Origin of the sequence: Pediococcus cellicola (assembly GCF_001438655.1) — a bacterium.
In the GTDB taxonomy this organism is placed as follows: domain Bacteria; phylum Bacillota; class Bacilli; order Lactobacillales; family Lactobacillaceae; genus Pediococcus; species Pediococcus cellicola.
In genome coordinates this window covers 1-17380 of sequence record NZ_JQBR01000016.1, presented here as the reverse complement: position 1 = coordinate 17380, position 17380 = coordinate 1, and the positions used below count along the sequence as shown (strand labels likewise).

General features: G+C 39.9%; 13 protein-coding genes and 1 pseudogene. All 14 read right to left on the bottom strand.

What is annotated here, in order from left to right; translation table 11 throughout:
* Positions 1-389: 389 nt before the first annotated feature.
* A complete protein-coding gene (gene lysS / locus IV80_RS09755) occupies positions 390-1862 on the bottom strand; it encodes a lysine--tRNA ligase (protein WP_147186369.1) in 1473 nt (490 codons plus the stop codon).
* 94 nt (positions 1863-1956) lie between these two features.
* The gene (dusB, locus tag IV80_RS09750) at positions 1957-2964 is read right to left on the bottom strand and encodes a tRNA dihydrouridine synthase DusB (protein WP_057752872.1); all 1008 of its coding nucleotides are present in this window, start codon (positions 2962-2964) and stop codon (positions 1957-1959) included.
* A gap of 114 nt (positions 2965-3078) precedes the next feature.
* Positions 3079-3963 (bottom strand): Hsp33 family molecular chaperone HslO, encoded by an 885-nt coding sequence (hslO, locus tag IV80_RS09745; RefSeq protein WP_057752870.1) that lies wholly within the window; start codon positions 3961-3963, stop codon positions 3079-3081.
* A 146-nt stretch (positions 3964-4109) separates the two neighbouring features.
* A complete protein-coding gene (ftsH, locus tag IV80_RS09740) occupies positions 4110-6245 on the bottom strand; it encodes an ATP-dependent zinc metalloprotease FtsH (protein WP_057752868.1) in 2136 nt (711 codons plus the stop codon).
* A 96-nt stretch (positions 6246-6341) separates the two neighbouring features.
* Complete coding sequence (gene hpt / locus IV80_RS09735; protein WP_057752866.1) at positions 6342-6884, bottom strand: hypoxanthine phosphoribosyltransferase; 543 nt, start codon at positions 6882-6884, stop codon at positions 6342-6344.
* Positions 6884-8278: a tRNA lysidine(34) synthetase TilS gene (gene tilS / locus IV80_RS09730; protein ID WP_057752864.1), complete on the bottom strand. Its 1395-nt coding sequence runs from the start codon at positions 8276-8278 to the stop codon at positions 6884-6886. Before tilS ends, hpt begins: the two co-directional genes overlap by 1 nt.
* A 75-nt stretch (positions 8279-8353) precedes the next feature.
* Positions 8354-8842, bottom strand: coding sequence for a S1 domain-containing RNA-binding protein (locus tag IV80_RS09725; protein ID WP_057752861.1), 489 nt, complete (start codon positions 8840-8842; stop codon positions 8354-8356).
* A 141-nt stretch (positions 8843-8983) separates the two neighbouring features.
* Positions 8984-9355 (bottom strand): FtsB family cell division protein, encoded by a 372-nt coding sequence (locus tag IV80_RS09720; RefSeq protein ID WP_057752859.1) that lies wholly within the window; start codon positions 9353-9355, stop codon positions 8984-8986.
* Between the two features lie 194 nt (positions 9356-9549).
* A complete protein-coding gene (locus IV80_RS09715) occupies positions 9550-9819 on the bottom strand; it encodes an RNA-binding S4 domain-containing protein (protein WP_057752857.1) in 270 nt (89 codons plus the stop codon).
* Between the two features lie 32 nt (positions 9820-9851).
* The gene (locus IV80_RS09710) at positions 9852-11453 is read right to left on the bottom strand and encodes a putative polysaccharide biosynthesis protein (protein WP_371861654.1); all 1602 of its coding nucleotides are present in this window, start codon (positions 11451-11453) and stop codon (positions 9852-9854) included.
* Positions 11454-11470: 17 nt separating this feature from the next.
* Positions 11471-14977, bottom strand: a complete 3507-nt coding sequence (gene mfd, locus IV80_RS09705) for a transcription-repair coupling factor (RefSeq protein WP_057752855.1) — start codon at positions 14975-14977, stop codon at positions 11471-11473.
* 21 nt (positions 14978-14998) lie between these two features.
* A complete protein-coding gene (pth, locus tag IV80_RS09700) occupies positions 14999-15556 on the bottom strand; it encodes an aminoacyl-tRNA hydrolase (RefSeq protein ID WP_057752853.1) in 558 nt (185 codons plus the stop codon).
* A gap of 213 nt (positions 15557-15769) precedes the next feature.
* Positions 15770-16810, bottom strand: a complete 1041-nt coding sequence (locus IV80_RS09695; protein ID WP_057752851.1) for an acyltransferase family protein — start codon at positions 16808-16810, stop codon at positions 15770-15772.
* 262 nt (positions 16811-17072) lie between these two features.
* Positions 17073-17380 (bottom strand): annotated as a pseudogene (locus IV80_RS09690) (transposase); the annotation flags it as partial.

Here is a 17380-nt window from a genome sequence, read left to right as displayed (position 1 = left end):
GAAACTTTGTTCAGTTTTCAAAGGTCTACTAATTGCTGTAAAAAAGATTTATCAATTTTTGACAGCTATATAATAATAGCATTTGTAATTTAGCTTGTCAACAAAAACTTTTTTCAATCAACACAACCAAATTGCATATCTCTTAAACAACGTGTACTAGTATACCCAGAAAACACCTTGCCGGTCAATACCTAAAATTCACTTTTTTTAATCGCACCACAATTCAGAACTACTCGTCATCACAAGTACCCGAACAATATTCTTGTATTCGTAATTTTTGTTTTGCTTTTGACTTAGAGTTATCGAAATTATACTTTTCAAAATATTAGTTTTAGACAAAACAAAAAAATGAACCCTCACAAAAATTGTGACAGTTCATTCTGAATTTTTTATTTTTCTGGACGCATTGTTGGGAATAATAAGACATCTCGAATTGAAGGTGCATCCGTAAGTAACATGACTAAACGGTCAATCCCAATACCTAACCCACCTGTTGGCGGCATTCCGTATTCCAAAGCTTCGATAAAGTCTTCATCGATACCTTCCGCTTCGTCGTTACCTTGCTCACGTTCTTTAACTTGAGCTTCAAAGCGTTGACGTTGATCAATTGGATCATTTAATTCTGTAAAGGCATTAGCAAACTCATTGCCTTTAATATAAAGTTCAAACCGATCTGTAAAACGTGCATCATCCGGATTTTTTTTAGCCAATGGTGAAATTTCAACTGGATGTCCATAAATGAAGACAGGCTGTGTTAACTTATCTTGAACAAGTTGTTCAAAGAACTCGTTAATAATATGTCCGACTTGCCACCAATCCTCATAATGAATTTTATGTGTATCAGCTAGTTTTCGGGCATCCTCCAATGACATTTTTGGCCAAAAATCAACACCTGTGTATTTCTTAATGGCATCTACCATGTGCATCCGTGCAAAATCTTTGCCAAGATCAAGCTCGGTTCCTTGGAAACTAACCTTACCATCTGGTGAAACTGCTTTGGCGGCAGCTTTGAAAATTCCTTCAGTCTCATCCATAACATCATGAAAATCAAAGTAAGCTGTGTAAGTTTCAAGCATCGTAAATTCAGGGTTATGACGCGTGTCCATTCCTTCATTACGGAAAACACGGCCAATTTCATAAACGCGCTCCATACCACCCACAATTAACCGTTTCAAATGTAACTCTAAAGCGATACGCAGGTATAAATCAATGTCTAAAGCATTATGATGAGTGATGAATGGTCGTGCATTTGCTCCGCCAGCCTGAGTATGCAAAACCGGTGTCTCAACCTCTGTATAATCTAAATTGTCTAAATACTTACGAACGGCACTGATGATCTTAGTCCGTTTCATAAATCGTGCAAAACTATCATCATTAGAAATAAGATCTAAGTATCGTTGACGATAAATTTGTTCAACGTTCTGTAATCCATGATACTTATCTGGTAACGGACGAAGTGCCTTTGTCAAAAAGGTCAAATCTGTCGCTTTAACCGTCAATTCACCCATGTCCGTTTTCATAACTTCACCGGTAATCCCAATAAAGTCACCTAAATCAGCTTGTTTGAAAAGGGCATATTCGTCTTCACCAACGGTATCTTTACGTACATAGATTTGCACAGTACCTTTACGATCTTTAAGATCTGCAAAACCAACTTTACCCTTACCACGCTTCGACATCATACGTCCTGCAATAGTTGCTTTAACATCTTTTTCTTCCAAATCTTCCTTTGAAAGTTCTCCATATTGTTCATGAAGTTGGTTGCTAAGATGTGTACGCTTGAAGGCATGCCCAAATGGATCAATACCCTTATCTCGTAAATCTTGCATCTTTTGACGACGAACTCTCAACTGGTCGTTCATGTCTTGCTCTTTTTGTGCCACTGAAAAAATCCTCCTCTACCATTATTCTCACGTATTCATGATGCCTATTTTACAGCAAAAAAGCAAGTCTATATTACCTTGCCATTTGTTGTCTCTTAATTGCGCGTTCTTCCTGTTGTTCCACAAAGCGATCAAAGATGTCGTCCATCTCCTGCTCAGACTCTGCATTATTAAGGGCGACCTTAGTTCTTGCAGAATGAGAAATACCCTTCAAATAGTAAGCCGCCTGAGTTCTAAATTCACGCGGTCCTACATAATCGCCCTTTAGCTCAACTAAGCCATGAAGATGTTCTTTTGCAATACGAATTTTTTCTTCTGGTGCCGGCTCACCAATCAACTTGCCTGTTTCTAGATAAGTCGAAACCCGGTGTAACATCCACGGATTTCCTAAAACAGCGCGTCCGATCATAACCGCCGTTGAACCTACCTCATCAAGCATACGTTTAGCATCTTCGGGAGTCCGCACATCCCCGTTCCCCATAAATGGAATCGTTAATTGATCTGAAACTTCTTTTAAAATATTCCAGTCAGCGTGACCCGTATACATTTGCTTACGTGTTCGACCATGCATGGCTAACGCAGACGCACCTGCACGCTCAGCAGCCAGAGCATTTTCAACTGCAAAAACATGGTCAGAATCCCAGCCTGTCCGCATTTTAACAGTCACTGGTTTTTTAACGGCGTCTGTAACATAAGACACCATCTCATAGACTTTATTAGGATCTAATAACCAGCGCGCACCCGCTTCGGTTTTGACAACCTTATTCACAGGACAGCCCATATTAATATCAATAATATCTGCTGCAGTATGTTGATCTACAAATTTCGCTGCTTCCACCAAAGTCTCTTTAGTTCCCCCAAAAATCTGGATACTCATTGGGTGCTCATGTGGATCCACATTCATCATGCTTAATGTTTTTTTGTTTTTATACATGATGCCACGATCCGAAATCATTTCACAAACTACTAATCCAGCACCAAATTTTTTACAAATCAATCGAAATGCCGAATTTGTCACCCCGGCCATAGGGGCTACGACAAGCTGATTTGGAATTTTTACATCACCAATCTGCCACTCCATTTTTTCACCTCATCAAATTAGTTGTAAGTTTATGCAGTCCTCATTTTACGCACTACACAACGTTTAATCATAAAAGTTATGATAACACATAACCGATACCCCACCAAATAAAACTTAGCTTTGTGCTTTAATCAAAACGGCTTTTAATTCTGTTTCGTCATAATGATACTGGTTCCCGCAGAATCGACAAGTCACTTCAGCACCATGATCTTCTTTTATCATGGCTTCAATTTCATCAGCAGGTAAGCTAGCCATCGCCGCTGCAAATCGTTCTTTAGAACAATCGCATGCAAACGAAACTGGCATTTTATCAAGAATCTTGACTTTGTCGTTTTTAAACAGCATCCCTAAAATATCTTCAGGTGTTTTTCCCTGTCGTAGTAGCTCTGATACCAATGGTAAATGTGTTAACGTCTTTTGCAAACGATCAATAGCTTCATCGCTAGCCCCTGGCATTACTTGAATCATAAAACCACCTGCTACCTCAACGGATTCGTCCGGGTTGACAAATACAGACACCCCGACTGAAGACGGAATTTGCTCGGATTGAGCTAAATAGTAAGTGAAATCATCCCCAATTTCACCGGAAGCTAACCCAACATTACCAGTAAAGGGATCTTTTAAGCCCATATCTTTTGTCACGGACAGAGTCCCTTTGTTACCCACAGCGCGACCGACGTCAATATGATGCTTGTCATTGAGGGGAAGAGATACATGTGGTTGCTGCAAATAGCCTTTAACGGTGCCATTGGCATTTCCATCCACAACAATGCCACCAACCGGACCGCCACCATTAATTTTAACCGTTAACTTCTCCTTGCCTTTCAGCAATGAAGAAGCAAGCATTAAAGTACCAACTAACGACCGACCTAACGCTGCCGTGGCCGCACTCCAGGTACCATGCCGTTTTTGTGCTTCTTTTACAAGCTGTGTGCCGTTAACGACATATGCCCGAAACATACCATCGTTAATGATACTTTTTACTAAATAATCTGTCATTTTAATTCCTCATTTTTCGTTTTATCGTCTTACATTTTCACACAAGTTGGTCACGAAACCAACCCTTACCACTCAAAAACAGCAAACTAATAAGGAAAGCCTTACTAATTTGCTGTTTTTCAAAGCTTATTCAACTTTAGTTTTGCTTACAGATCTGTATGGTCATCAGAATCATCAGTCGAATCCTGATCATCATGAGAACTTGGTAAACGATGATTATGACCAGAATCATCCGTTGTGTCATTTTCATGTTCACTAGGAGTGTTTAACTCTGAATCATGATTATCATCTGCATGGCGCTCTGCTTCCTTACGTTCAAGCTCGCGTTTAGACTCTTCGAATGTCGCAGCTTTTTCACTTGGAAATTCTGACTCACCATTTTCTTCAGGCATTTTGCCAGTCTTATACAAGCTAAGAATCTGTTTCTCATCCAAAGTTTCATACTTCAGTAGTGCTTCAGCAATTAACTTATGCTGTTCACGATGTGCTGCAATAATTTGAAGGGCTTGTTGATGACCTTCTTCAGTCAAACGACGAATTTCTTCATCAATTAAAGCAGCTGTCTTTTCAGAGTATGCAGGTCCATTGTCCCCATAATATGATTGCCCTGGCGCCGCTAACTCAACTTGACCAAGTTTATCACTCATACCATATTGAGTCACCATGGCACGTGCAATCCCGGTAGCCTGTTCAAAGTCATTTGAAGCACCAGAAGACTGAGAATTGAAGATGGTTTCTTCAGCTGCACGACCACCCATTAAACCAGCGATCTGTTCCATGGCATCCTTCTTGGACATCAAGTTTTGGTCTTCACGAGGCAACATAATAGCGTATCCGCCAGCACGTCCACGTGGCACAATCGTAACCTTATGAACAACTCGAGCATCATTTAAAACTAAACCAACAATGGTATGCCCGGCTTCATGATAAGCCACAACTTTACGTTCATCGGGACTGACAACCGCATTTTTCTTAGCAGGTCCGGCAATGACACGATCCTCAGCTTCGTCCAAATCGGAAGCATCGATAATCTTTTTATTGCGGCGTGCTGCTAATAACGCAGCTTCATTTAAGAGGTTTTCAAGATCAGCACCCACAAACCCAGGAGTTTGCTTAGCAATCTCATTCAAATCAACATTTTTATCAAGTGGTTTATTCTTAGCATGAACTTTCAAAATAGCTTCTCGGCCACGAACGTCTGGACGACCGACTAAAATTTTTCGATCAAATCGACCAGGACGCAGCAACGCTGGATCCAAGACATCTGAACGGTTAGTAGCAGCCATAACAATGACGCCCTCGTTACCAGTAAAGCCATCCATTTCAACCAATAATTGGTTTAAAGTTTGTTCACGTTCATCATGTCCACCGCCAACACCGCTACCACGACGTCGACCAACTGCATCAATTTCATCAATGAAAATGATTGATGGTGAATTTTTCTTAGCTTGATCAAACAAGTCACGAACACGACTAGCACCAACACCAACAAACATTTCCACGAAATCAGAACCAGAAATTGAGTAGAACGGTACCCCTGCTTCACCAGCGACCGCTTTAGCTAGTAAAGTCTTACCAGTACCCGGAGGTCCCTCCAAAAGAACACCAGCTGGAATACGTGCGCCCAACGAAACGAATTTACGAGGATCTTTCAAGAACTCCACAACTTCGACAAGTTCTTGCTTTTCTTCTTCTTCACCCGCTACATCAGAGAAACGTACTTTATTGGCTTTCTTATCTGCAGGTTTCACTTTGGACTTACCAAAGTTCATTACCCCTTTGCTACCGCCGCCACCTTGGCCAGCCTGGCTCATCATCATATAGAAAAAGACGATAAAGATTAACAGTGGTAACCCAGTAATTAATAACTGTACCCAAAAGCTATTGGAAGCTTCCGGTTTCGTATCCATTTTGACGTTTTCCTTTTGAGCCGCCTTAGTAATCTGTGCAGTTGTTGAGTCATTCTGCAAAACAGATGTGCTAAAACTCTCGACCTTAGTTGTCGAATTTGCTCCTGGGAATAAGCCAGATTGAGTACTGCTCTTTTGTGCCGTACGGTATTTACCAGTAATTTTATAAACACCATTAGTTGGCTGGACAACAAAGCTCTTAACCTTGTTTTTTTGCAACTGGGACACAAATTGACTTGATGAAATAGACGCAGTCTGTGTGTTGTTTCCTTGTCCGGTGACAAAATAAAGTATGCCGACAATGGCTAAGAAAACAACGATATAAAACAAACTATTTTTTAAAAGTCCGTTGTTATTCCCTTTGTTATTCATTGGAATCCTCCTTGTTGACGGTTTTACGAATGATCAGTATTCGTAGCCAATCCTTCGATAATATAGATAATATCACACTTGACCAATTTTGACCAATTATTTATTCATATAAATTTCCGGCTTCAAAACACCGACATACGGCAGGTTACGATACTCACCTTTGTAATCCAAGCCATAGCCAACCACAAACTCACTGGGAACGACAAAGCCAACATAATCTGCTTCTACTTCTAAAACGCGACCAGTCGGTTTGTCGAGTAAAGTACAAACTTTGACGCTTTTGGCATGCCGCCGTTTTAAGAGGTCAATAATAAACTTCAGCGTTCGGCCGGTATCCACGATATCTTCGATGATAAGAACGTCACGACCACTCACATCCTCGGCAATATCAGTTACTAAACGGACTTCACCAGAAGAGTGTGTTCCGCCGTTATAACTGGACACATCCACAAAGTCCATTTGTGCATACACGTCCATTTGTCGAGTGACATCCGTGGTAAAAAAGACGGCACCCGATAAAACACTGAGAATCAAAGGTACCTTATCTTGATAGTCATTTGTTAACTGCTTTCCTAAGCGTTCGCAAGCTGTCGCAATGTCAGCTTGACTATACAAAACACGCTCGATATCATCGTTCATCAATTCAATTCCTCCAGATTATTTGTTTTCCAGATCAAAAAATACTGTTTAGTATCCGTAAGTAATGGATCGGCAAGCCAATTCTTGCGTAATCCTATTAACCATACTGGCCGGTTATTTGCATCTACAATCAGCGGCCACGTAGCCCGTTTTTCCACTGGAATTTTTGCGTCAACCAAGATACGCCGCACTTTTTTATGACCATTATCTTTAAGGCTAAACTGATCAGTAGGCTGCGCATATCTTAAGGATAATGGCCATTTAATTTGGCTTTCACTTAATAGCATCACTTGTTGTTTATTTTCATCTTTTTTAGGGTAATATTCAAGTTCAAATACACCAAGTTTTCCATAATTCTCAACAGCATACCATTGATTTAATCTTAACATAGAACGACCCACTTCTTGTGGACTTTCCCCAGATTTTGTTGTCAAATAGAAACCGAACTTTTGATATCTTTTACAAAATACCCATTTTGCATTGATCTGTACGGACCCGTTTGGCTTTTTATAGTTTCGAATAAGCTGCAAAATTTCTGTTTGCTGACGCTTTGTGACCTGAGCGACAGCCTGATGGACACATATGTATCTTAAAACCACATTTTGCCATTCGCTGCTTAACGCCAAGAATTTTCCTGTGTGGTACCCCCCATTTCCTTGAATGTCCTCAACAAGTTTTTGAGCTTGCTGATCCATTGCCCGCAAAACGATCTGAAGTTGTTCTTCATAGTCCTGAACATGTTGCAAAAATTGGGGATTTTCTGCTTTTAAACGCGGTACAATTTCATGCCGCATACGGTTTCTAGTAAAGGCTTCGTCAGAATTTGTTTGATCCTCATACCAGGAAATCTTTTTCTGCTTTGCAAATTGGCGTAATTCCTGTTTAGAAAAATTTAGCAAAGGGCGAATGATTTGAGTATTACGAGTTAATTGACGCGATCTTATCCCCTGCAGCTGTTGCAAATCACCACCACGCACCAATTTCATTAGAAACGTCTCTGCTTGATCATCAGCATGATGTGCCGTAAATAAAAACTTTGCTTGATATTTTTGAGCCATTTTGGCAAAAAAAGCATAACGTATCTGACGAGCGGCATTTTCAACACCAGTTTGAGGATGCTCTGCAACTGACCAAACTTTAATTTCAAGTTTCAAATGATGTTGTTTGGCATAGTTGGTAAGAAATTGTTGTTCCTCTGTACTTTGTGCGCGTAGCTTATGATTAACATGTGCGATAACAATTTTTGGGCGTCTGTTTAGGGGAAGGGTTTCTAGTAAAGCCAGAAGCGTCATTGAATCTACCCCAGTTGAAACAGCCACCACAACGGTTGTTTGCGGTGTTAGTTTACAGCGTCGCATGGTTAAGCCAAATTGTTTTTGTACTACATCTGCCACTTTAATCACCTTCTAATTTGAAAAAAGCCCGAGCAAAACAAAAATGTTTTGTAACGGGCTTCCTAACTTATTTAATTAGCTGCGACGGCCACCGCGACCGCCACGTTTGCCTTCGGTGTTGCGTTTTAATGTCGTCAAACGAGCTTCACTATCTTTTAAAAAACCAGATAAAAGTGAGTCGAAATCTTTGGCTTCTTCATGATGGTTATTTTGATGTCCTTGATAATGACCACTTGGTTTTGAGGTATGATGTGCTGAATTAGACGTGTGTGCCGTCCGGTTCGAATGATTTGAGTGGTTTTCCTGACTATGATGTTCTGGCGCCGGTTGTGCTTCAGCCTTGCGAATTGACAATCCGATTTTACCGTCATCGCCCACTGACAAGACCTTCACCGTGACCGTATCGCCTACTGACAAGACGTCATGAATATCCTTTACAAAACCATTGGAAACTTCACTGATGTGTACCAATCCAGTCTTGTGGTCGCCTAAATCAATAAATGCACCAAAATTTGTGATTCCTGAAACTTTGCCAGATACCTTTGACCCAACTTCAATTGACATAAAAAAGTACTTCCTCCTTAGACTATGTGTTATTAGTATAGCACCACATGAATGCAAGTGCGAGTAAATCATAAGTCTGCTAATAAACAAAAAATCATTTTGAGAAGCGCCAAATTTGGTTCTCAAAATGATTCGTAAATTTTAATTTTGACTGACATCTGAAGAATGGTCAGAAGGTAAACTATAAATGATTTCTCCTGACTTACTATAGTAATATTTTTCCCGTAATAGCTTTTGTAAGTAGTCGGAATTGTTTAACTGTTTAACCTGTAACCCGAGGGACTTATTTTCTGCTTTAGCAGTATTATAATGGGTCTTACTAGCTTGAATACGTTGATCCACTGACACTCTTTGGTAGTGTGTATGTATAATTTGAAAACCAAAAATGCCTGCCAATACTAAAAAAATGCCAATGATCATATAAAACCGGTGAAGACGAGCCGTACGAATTTTTTTGATTTTTGAATCCACCGATGTCGGTTTTGATCGTTCACTATTTACATTACTCGCCATCCGTATAACCCCATTTCTAAAAGCATCCCTTTAATGGCCATTATAGCAAGGTCATTTTAGCCTGTCTATGAATTTCAAGCAAAGATTTCACAAAAAATTGTAAGTGGTTTCCTAACCACTAAAAAAGGAGTTATCTTTACCAAAAGTGGTAAGCTAACCCCAACAATTTTAGATAACACCAAAAAATATAAACACTATTTTCGATAATCTTTTTCGTAGTCTTCAGACAAAATGGTATACATCCGTTCAGCATCATCCTTTTTAGTTGTTTCGAGCAAGGCGTCAACCCGAATAGTCAACGTCTTATTTCCAAATTTGATGACCAACTTATCATTTACCGAAACATCAGAAGAAGATTTAGCCGTCCGTTCGTTAATTGTAATGCGTCCCTGATCTGCAATTTCTTTAGCAATAGAACGACGTTTGATAATTCTGGATACTTTTAAAAATTTATCTAATCGCATGTTTTCTCCTCATTTCTTTCAATCACAATCCTCTAAGTATGCTTAGAGAAAGTTTGTTCTAATTTTTTAAGTATCTTTTTACCATAGGGAATAGTTAACCATTCTCTGATCGTAAATAAACGTAAACCAAGTGCGCCACTTGCAAAAACTAAGATACCCACTAATATGCTGACGGTCAAACTAATTCCTAGACCTACGCGACTATGAATCGCAAACCCCACGCTGAGCCCATTTTGGACAACACGAACGCCCACTGCCATAATCAAACTAATCAATAAAAGTTTCCCTAAAAAACGCATGTCCAATTGTAAACTACTTCGTAATGTACTTGACACGCCACGCTGCATGATCATGAAGATCACTGCTAAGCTCAGAACCGTAATCCAACTTGCACCCTCAATGCCATAATACTTCACAGCAAGCTGATTCAAACTCAATTTTACAATTAAGCCAAGCAAAAAAGCAAAGATGGCAGGTCGAAAAACATTGACACTTTGTAACACGCTATTATAGGTGGCAATTAAGGCAGCAAAGATGACAGCGAGCAAATAAATGCGAATGGCAAACGTTCCCTGCTGATTGCCAAATAACACTTGATTAATTTGTGGTAATAAACTAATCATCCCTACACTAGCAGCCACAGAAATGGCCAAGCAGATATGCAACATAGATTGCGCATTACGCTTAAATTCATATTGATTTTGTTTTTGAACAGCTTTAGTTAGTGAAGGTAACAGCGTCGTTGCAAAGGAAGTTGCCATCACCAGTCCCAATTGTACTAACGGCTGAGCACGATCATAAACTCCCTTGAGTGACTTGGCGCTAATATCCGCCATCCCCTTATCCACTAATCCATTTTTGACGGTAAACGAATCGACCAACTGGAGTAAAATAATAATCGCGGCAAACAGACAGATTGTTCCTCCCTCAACTAAAAAACGTTTACCTAAGTTTTTAAATCGATCCTGTTCCTCAATTGACGACTTAAAGGACTGGTTGAAAATCTTGGTTCGAAACAGTTGAACAAAATAGAGCGTACTTACAATGGCGGCAATTACCGCGCCAGACATTGCCCATGTGCCCATTCGGTAAACATTCCAATGCTGATGAGCTGCTGTATAAGCCACCATAATGATGACGGTGACTCGCACGACTTGCTCCATAACTTGTGAGCGAGCGGTGGGAATCATCTGAAAAATTCCTTGATAATAGCCACGTCCAACTGCTAAAAAAGGCATAAAAACAAACATCAAAGCCACACATCGGATAATTGGTGTGAGACCGGTATCTCCCATGGCTTTTGCGATAAGTGGTGCCCCACCTATTAAAAGGATAAGCAGCCCCAAAGATACCAGACTTAAAATCATAAAAGAACGCTGTGCTACCGCAGCTTTTCGTGCATCAGTAGGCTGCTCAGCGACTAACTTAGAGACAAAGACTGGAAATCCGCTCAGTGCAAAAGTAATGCCAATGCCATAAATAGGATAAATTTGCTGATAGACGTAAAAACCGGTATTTCCCACCAAATTTTGCAGAGGAATGCGGTAAACGGCACTCAAAACCTTAGCGATCAGAGAGGCGGCTGTTAAAATGAAGGCCCCTTGCATGACATGTTTCATTTTTTGGTTTTGCACGTCAAATCCTCCTCACGTTAAGCCACTTTTTTAATCAGCGCCTCAATAAACTGTTGTAACTGCTTTAACCAATCAGTTTCCTTCATTGCTGGCTGAATGACAAGTTTAACTTGCATTTTATCATTTGAAACATTAACCATAGCACGTAGCTGGGTTACCGAAAGGGCCTCAAAAATATCGGCCTGTTGTAGTTTTTGCGTGGCACGTTTTGATAAGGTTACCATAATGTCATCATCATGACGCTGAATTTTTTCAATTAACGCTTGGTCCGCCAACATTTTAATTTGTCCAATTGCTAATAAGTTAGTCACTTCAAGCGGATAATCCCCAAAACGGTCAATAAGGTCTTCTTGGATCTCCACAAACTGTTCTTGATTCTCTACTTGGCGAATACGCTTGTAAAGTTCAATTTTTTGACGTTGATCTTCAATATAATCACTGGGCAGATAGGCTTCGATTCCCAGTTCAACTTCTGAATCAGTCGAAACTTTGGCAGACTTACCTTGTTTTTTGGCAACTGCATCAGACAACATCTGCGTATACAAATCATATCCAACTGAGTCAATAAATCCGTGCTGTTGTTTACCTAGTAAGTTACCCGCACCGCGAATTGACAAATCACGCATCGCAATTTTAAAGCCAGATCCCAGTTCGGTAAAATCTTTAATCGCTTCTAGCCGTTTCTCACTAACTTCTGTTAACACCTTGTTAGGTTTGTACGTAAAATACGCGTACGCCACACGACTGCTCCGACCAATTCGGCCTCGCAACTGATAAAGCTGTGACAAGCCCATGTGATCTGCATTTTCGACAAATAAAGTATTCACATTAGGAATATCCACTCCCGTTTCAATAATCGTTGTGGTTACCAAAACATCGTATTCACCCTGAACAAAATCGTACAGGACATCCTCCATTTGCTTTTCCGACATTTGCCCATGAATGTAAGTCACGCTTGCTTCAGGGACCAATTCCTCAACACGACTCACAGTTTCTTCAATGTCTTCAACTCGATTATGCAAATAAAAAACCTGGCCGCCACGTTGAAGTTCGCGATGAATCCCATCTCGAATAGCGCCGGCATTTTCTTCCATGACATAGGTTTGAATGGGATAACGATTAGTTGGTGGTGTTTCAATAACTGACAAATCACGAACTCCAATCATGGACATGTTCAACGTTCGTGGAATTGGTGTAGCAGTTAACGTCAGAACATCCACCTGCGATTTCAAATGCTTGATCCGCTCTTTATGTCTGACCCCAAACCGTTGTTCCTCGTCGATGATTAGTAACCCTAAATCATTAAATTTCACATCTTTAGAAAGCAAGCGATGGGTCCCCACCACAATATCAACCGTACCTTTTTGTAAACCGTCCAGCGTTTCCTTAATTTGGGCTTTCGTCCTAAAACGAGAAAGTACGCCAACTGATACCGGATACCCACTAAACCGGTTAATCATTGTTTCATAATGTTGTTGTGCCAAAATAGTTGTAGGCACTAGAAAAGCGACTTGCTTACCTGATTCAACGGCTTTAAAAGCTGCCCGCAAAGCCACTTCAGTTTTGCCATAACCGACATCGCCGACCAGCAAGCGGTCCATTGGCTTGGCACGTTCCATATCATGCTTAATTTCCTTCACGCTTCGCAGCTGATCAGGTGTTTCGGTATACGGAAAGTCATCTTCAAATTGGCGTTGATAATCATCATCTGGTAAAAAGGCAAAGCCCGTCTCTGCCTCACGTTTTGCGTATAATTCAACCAGTTCATCGGCGATATCTTCAATTTTGGAAGCCACACGTCGTTTCGTTTTGGCCCAATCACTCCCGCCAAGCTTATTTAGTCGTGGCTTCTTACCTTCTGAAGCAACATACTTTTGAACAAGATTTAACTGTGTGACAGGAATAAACAGCTTGCCACTTCCAGAATATTGAATCGTAATGTAGTCTTGGTGCACACCATCCACAACAAGGGTTGTCATTCCAGTATACCGGCCAATTCCGTGATTCACATGGACCACGTAATCGCCTGGTTTTAACTCTGTATAACTCTTTAGTCGCTGGGCATTCTCCATTTTTTGTCGCTTAGGTCGCTTTTTGGGCACCTTGGCAAACAACTCATGTTCTGTGACAACAACCAGATTAGCTTCAGGATATTCAAAGCCACTTTCTAGTTGGCCTTGCATGATTGCAACCGTATTTTCAGGGATTGACTTACCACGTGTAATCACGGCATCAATCTCAAAATCTCTTAACGTTGCGCTGACTTTATCAAGTCGATCTTTTTTCTGAATCAAAACAATAATGGTCTGTTTTTGTTTTCGCCAACGATCCATTTCCGTTTTAAGTACCGGCATCTGCCCAAAGAACTCTTGCATCGCACGTGTTCTCAAATCAGTGATTTGATCTAACCGTAATCTCCCCAGTCCCTTTTGAAACAAAGACAATAAGACCTGGGCTTGATTATCTTTTTTGACAAGTTGTCGAATTTCAAATCCGAATTTTTGAGTTGAGATTACCTCGTGTGTTTTGAGTTTATCTGCGACCCACTCTGCTTCGTCTTCTTGCAGATCTCGCTCAGACTCAAGGATACGCGAATAGTCGTCCATTACGAGCACACCATCATCTGGTAGATAATCTAGTAACGTCGCCTTTTGATCATAAAGATAGTCCGTAAACACAATATCATCAGGCTCAACATCCCGATTTTGCCAACGCTCAAGAAGATCCGTTGTCTGTTGTTCTAACATTTGTAGATCGTTATCACTTTTTAAACGGCGTTTTTCTTTTTTTACGGCATCCTGAAAATTTTGAAGACCCAATTGAAGCATATGCTGCGTCACAATAAAATCTGTGGCAGGTAAAATAGTGCTTTCTTCAATGTTTTCCACGCTTCGTTGGGTCTCTGCATCAAAATATCGCAGAGAATCTACCTCAGTATCAAAGAAGTCAATTCGCACCGGGTATTGTGTGTCTAACGGATAAACATCTACAATTGAGCCACGAACCGCAAAGTCTCCCGGTCTGGCTACCATTTCTTCACGTACAAAACCCATGTCAACAAGTTGCTCTTCAAGCTGGTCTAAATCAAAATCGGCACCTACTTGCACATTTAAAACAGCCTTTTCCATCACATCCGTTCCAGGTAAAAATCGTCTGAGTCCTGATACCGATGTCACATAGATGCCTGGTTGTTTATGCAAAAGGGCGTTTAAAAATTCGGTTCTTTGACCACGATAAATAGGAGAACTCGTAGCTGCAGAAGCGGCTAAAGTCTCCTCAGCAGGAAACAAATGAATTTGATCCTCTGGTAAGATATTACCTAAATCGTCGCCCAACTGTTGCGCGTGATACAGATTATCAGAAACAGTTAAGACGGGCACTTGTTTTTGACGTAAAAATTCGCTTAAAAGTAAGGTTTTGGCTGACCCGACTAATCCGGTAATTAATTGACGCTTTTGGGGTTTCAATAATTTTAACGTTTGCTGAACACCCGTTGTTTTCGCAAAAAAATCCTGAATTTCCATTATGGGTCCTCCGTGCTTTCATCAATTGTACTTATTCATTAAATCGGCAATACTCATGCCATTTACCCAATCTTCTAAGCCCTTCACGCTTCGATCAACACTTTCATCAAACAAAGGCTGCTGCGTCGCGGTAAACTTACTAAGCACATAATCAACGACTGTCGATTTTTGTGGATGATCAGTCCCCACTTTTAGGCGATCGAAATCCTGTGTTTTCAAATGGGCAATCAAACTTTTGATGCCGTTGTGCCCCCCTGCAGCTCCTCGTTTACGAAACCGAATTTTACCAATAGGTAAGTCCATATCATCATAAACAACCATTAAATCTTGCAGATCTATTTTGTAATAATCCATGAGTGGTCGCACGGCCCTACCTGATTCGTTCATATAAGTAGAGGGTTTTACTAATAGAATCTTTTCACCACTTAATTGTGTTGAAGCTAGGCTGGCTTCCATTTGATGCTTGGAGAAGCTGGCCTGATGCAGCTGTGCAAACCGATCCACAACCATAAATCCCGTATTATGCCGAGTACCAGCGTATTGCGCCCCAATATTTCCTAAGCCAACGATCATTTTCATTGTTATTATTGCTCCTTAATTTTACTTAAACATGCAAAATGGCCGAACAAGTCGAAACTCATTCAGCAGTTAGAAATTTAATTACATTTTGTTTGTTCATTGTACCATAACACACCTGTAGTTTCAGGCGTTATGTCCCCTTTTCACTTCATATTACCGGTCTTTCATTCGAGAGACAAAATTCAATTTGTAATCTCCATGATTCCCTTTTGACTAATTTTTATTTTGAAACATTTTTTTCTCTTGAAAATAAGCATTTAGTTTCTGTATAAACCAAATCCGAAACGCATCAATTGGAATAGTGACTAAAATAATCAACGCCACACACCCCAATCCATATATGGGGAGCCAGGGCGTATACTGAAATTTGAATGTCTGAAAAATATTATCCCACACAAAATGCCTTGTGAACGGATTATCAGTTAGCAAATATCCTGCAAAAACGGTTTTTGCGAGTCTGTTAATCCATTTATTATAAAAAGTTTTAGACCGTAAAATTAAAATAAATAGCGCTGTTGCACCAAGAAATGCGAATAATTTGTCCGTAAAATGAACGCTATCTGAGCCATAATTCAGTCTGTCTAAAAGAACCATTGAAATCAATTCAATTATCCATAGCAAGCCAAAACTCGTGACCAGCATCCAATTTTTAATAAAAGCCAGTCTTTTTAAATACTTTCTAATAAAGGTACCGATGAAATACACAACGACAAAAGAAGCCAAATAACCATTCATAGTGTAATTTCTTACTAAAGAGAGGGTATCAAAAAACATTAAGATCAAAATTAAAGACAAATGTTCAGTGAAATTAAGTTTAATTGATAGGACGTTAAAAAAGGGAATCAACAAAACTAACATTATGTATGCTGTCACAAACCAATACTCTCTGGAAATAAATGGTAATAAAGTCTTTACAACGTCACCCAGACTTGGCTGTATGATGTTAAAAAGCCAAGTTATTCCGAATATAAGAAACGAATAAAACCAAACTTCTTGCATCGTTATAAAGCTGTGTTTCAGTTGTTTTCTTTCATAACTCATTACATCTTGATTTTCTTTTAAAGAGAAGTAGCAAGTAATCAAAACAAAAATATAGACACCAAACTTCCCAAGTGGCTGATAAAGCATAGTGACCAGATAATTGAGCGAACTTTGCTGGTCTGTTTGCCAATGACTCCAAAGTGAGAAATGTGAGAGAAGAATAAAAGCAATCGCCATAATTCTGCTCAATTCAATATTTGACTTCCGCTTCAAAACATATGCGCCTCTTTCAACTTTTTATAGCGTAATTCGAAAAAATTAATACAACTCATTTATTATATAGGAAATTCAATGTTAGGAAGCCTTTAAATTTATGAAATTTTTATGAATATTTTCACTATTCACCGCCATAAAATATCAACTTTTTTTAAGACTTCGCTCCCAGAGAGATAATTAAGGATCAAAATCATGATTTCTTGTTAATATCCTCACAATTTTACATTCACCAGTGCGAATTGAATAGCTAACTTTGGTGATAGAACGTTTCAGATTTTAGTGAGGAATGAAACGACTCTATGGGGGCATTATCAGCTGGCATTCCTTTATGGGATATGCTTCTGGTAATGCCTTTTTGTCTGGCCAAGTCAAAGAATTCGAGTGACGTGTACGTTGATCCTTGATCGCTGTGCAAAGTAACGTTATCTGGCAAAGTTGGTAACTGATTCAAAGTATCAACAGCTAAACGAGTATCTGGATGGTCAGACAGTTGATAAGCAATAATCTCAGAATTGAAAGTATCCATAATAGTTGATAGATAGAGCATGTGGCTACCATAAGGTAGGT

Coding starts and splice junctions, on each gene's coding strand:
- ftsH (WP_057752868.1), bottom strand. CDS start 6,245: ATGAATAACAAAGGGAATAACAACGGACTTTTAAAAAATAGTTTGTTT.
- dusB (WP_057752872.1), bottom strand. CDS start 2,964: ATGGAGTGGCAGATTGGTGATGTAAAAATTCCAAATCAGCTTGTCGTA.
- IV80_RS09720 (WP_057752859.1), bottom strand. CDS start 9,355: ATGGCGAGTAATGTAAATAGTGAACGATCAAAACCGACATCGGTGGAT.
- IV80_RS09725 (WP_057752861.1), bottom strand. CDS start 8,842: ATGTCAATTGAAGTTGGGTCAAAGGTATCTGGCAAAGTTTCAGGAATC.
- lysS (WP_147186369.1), bottom strand. CDS start 1,862: ATGAACGACCAGTTGAGAGTTCGTCGTCAAAAGATGCAAGATTTACGA.
- IV80_RS09715 (WP_057752857.1), bottom strand. CDS start 9,819: ATGCGATTAGATAAATTTTTAAAAGTATCCAGAATTATCAAACGTCGT.
- mfd (WP_057752855.1), bottom strand. CDS start 14,977: ATGGAAATTCAGGATTTTTTTGCGAAAACAACGGGTGTTCAGCAAACG.
- pth (WP_057752853.1), bottom strand. CDS start 15,556: ATGAAAATGATCGTTGGCTTAGGAAATATTGGGGCGCAATACGCTGGT.
- hpt (WP_057752866.1), bottom strand. CDS start 6,884: ATGAACGATGATATCGAGCGTGTTTTGTATAGTCAAGCTGACATTGCG.
- hslO (WP_057752870.1), bottom strand. CDS start 3,963: ATGACAGATTATTTAGTAAAAAGTATCATTAACGATGGTATGTTTCGG.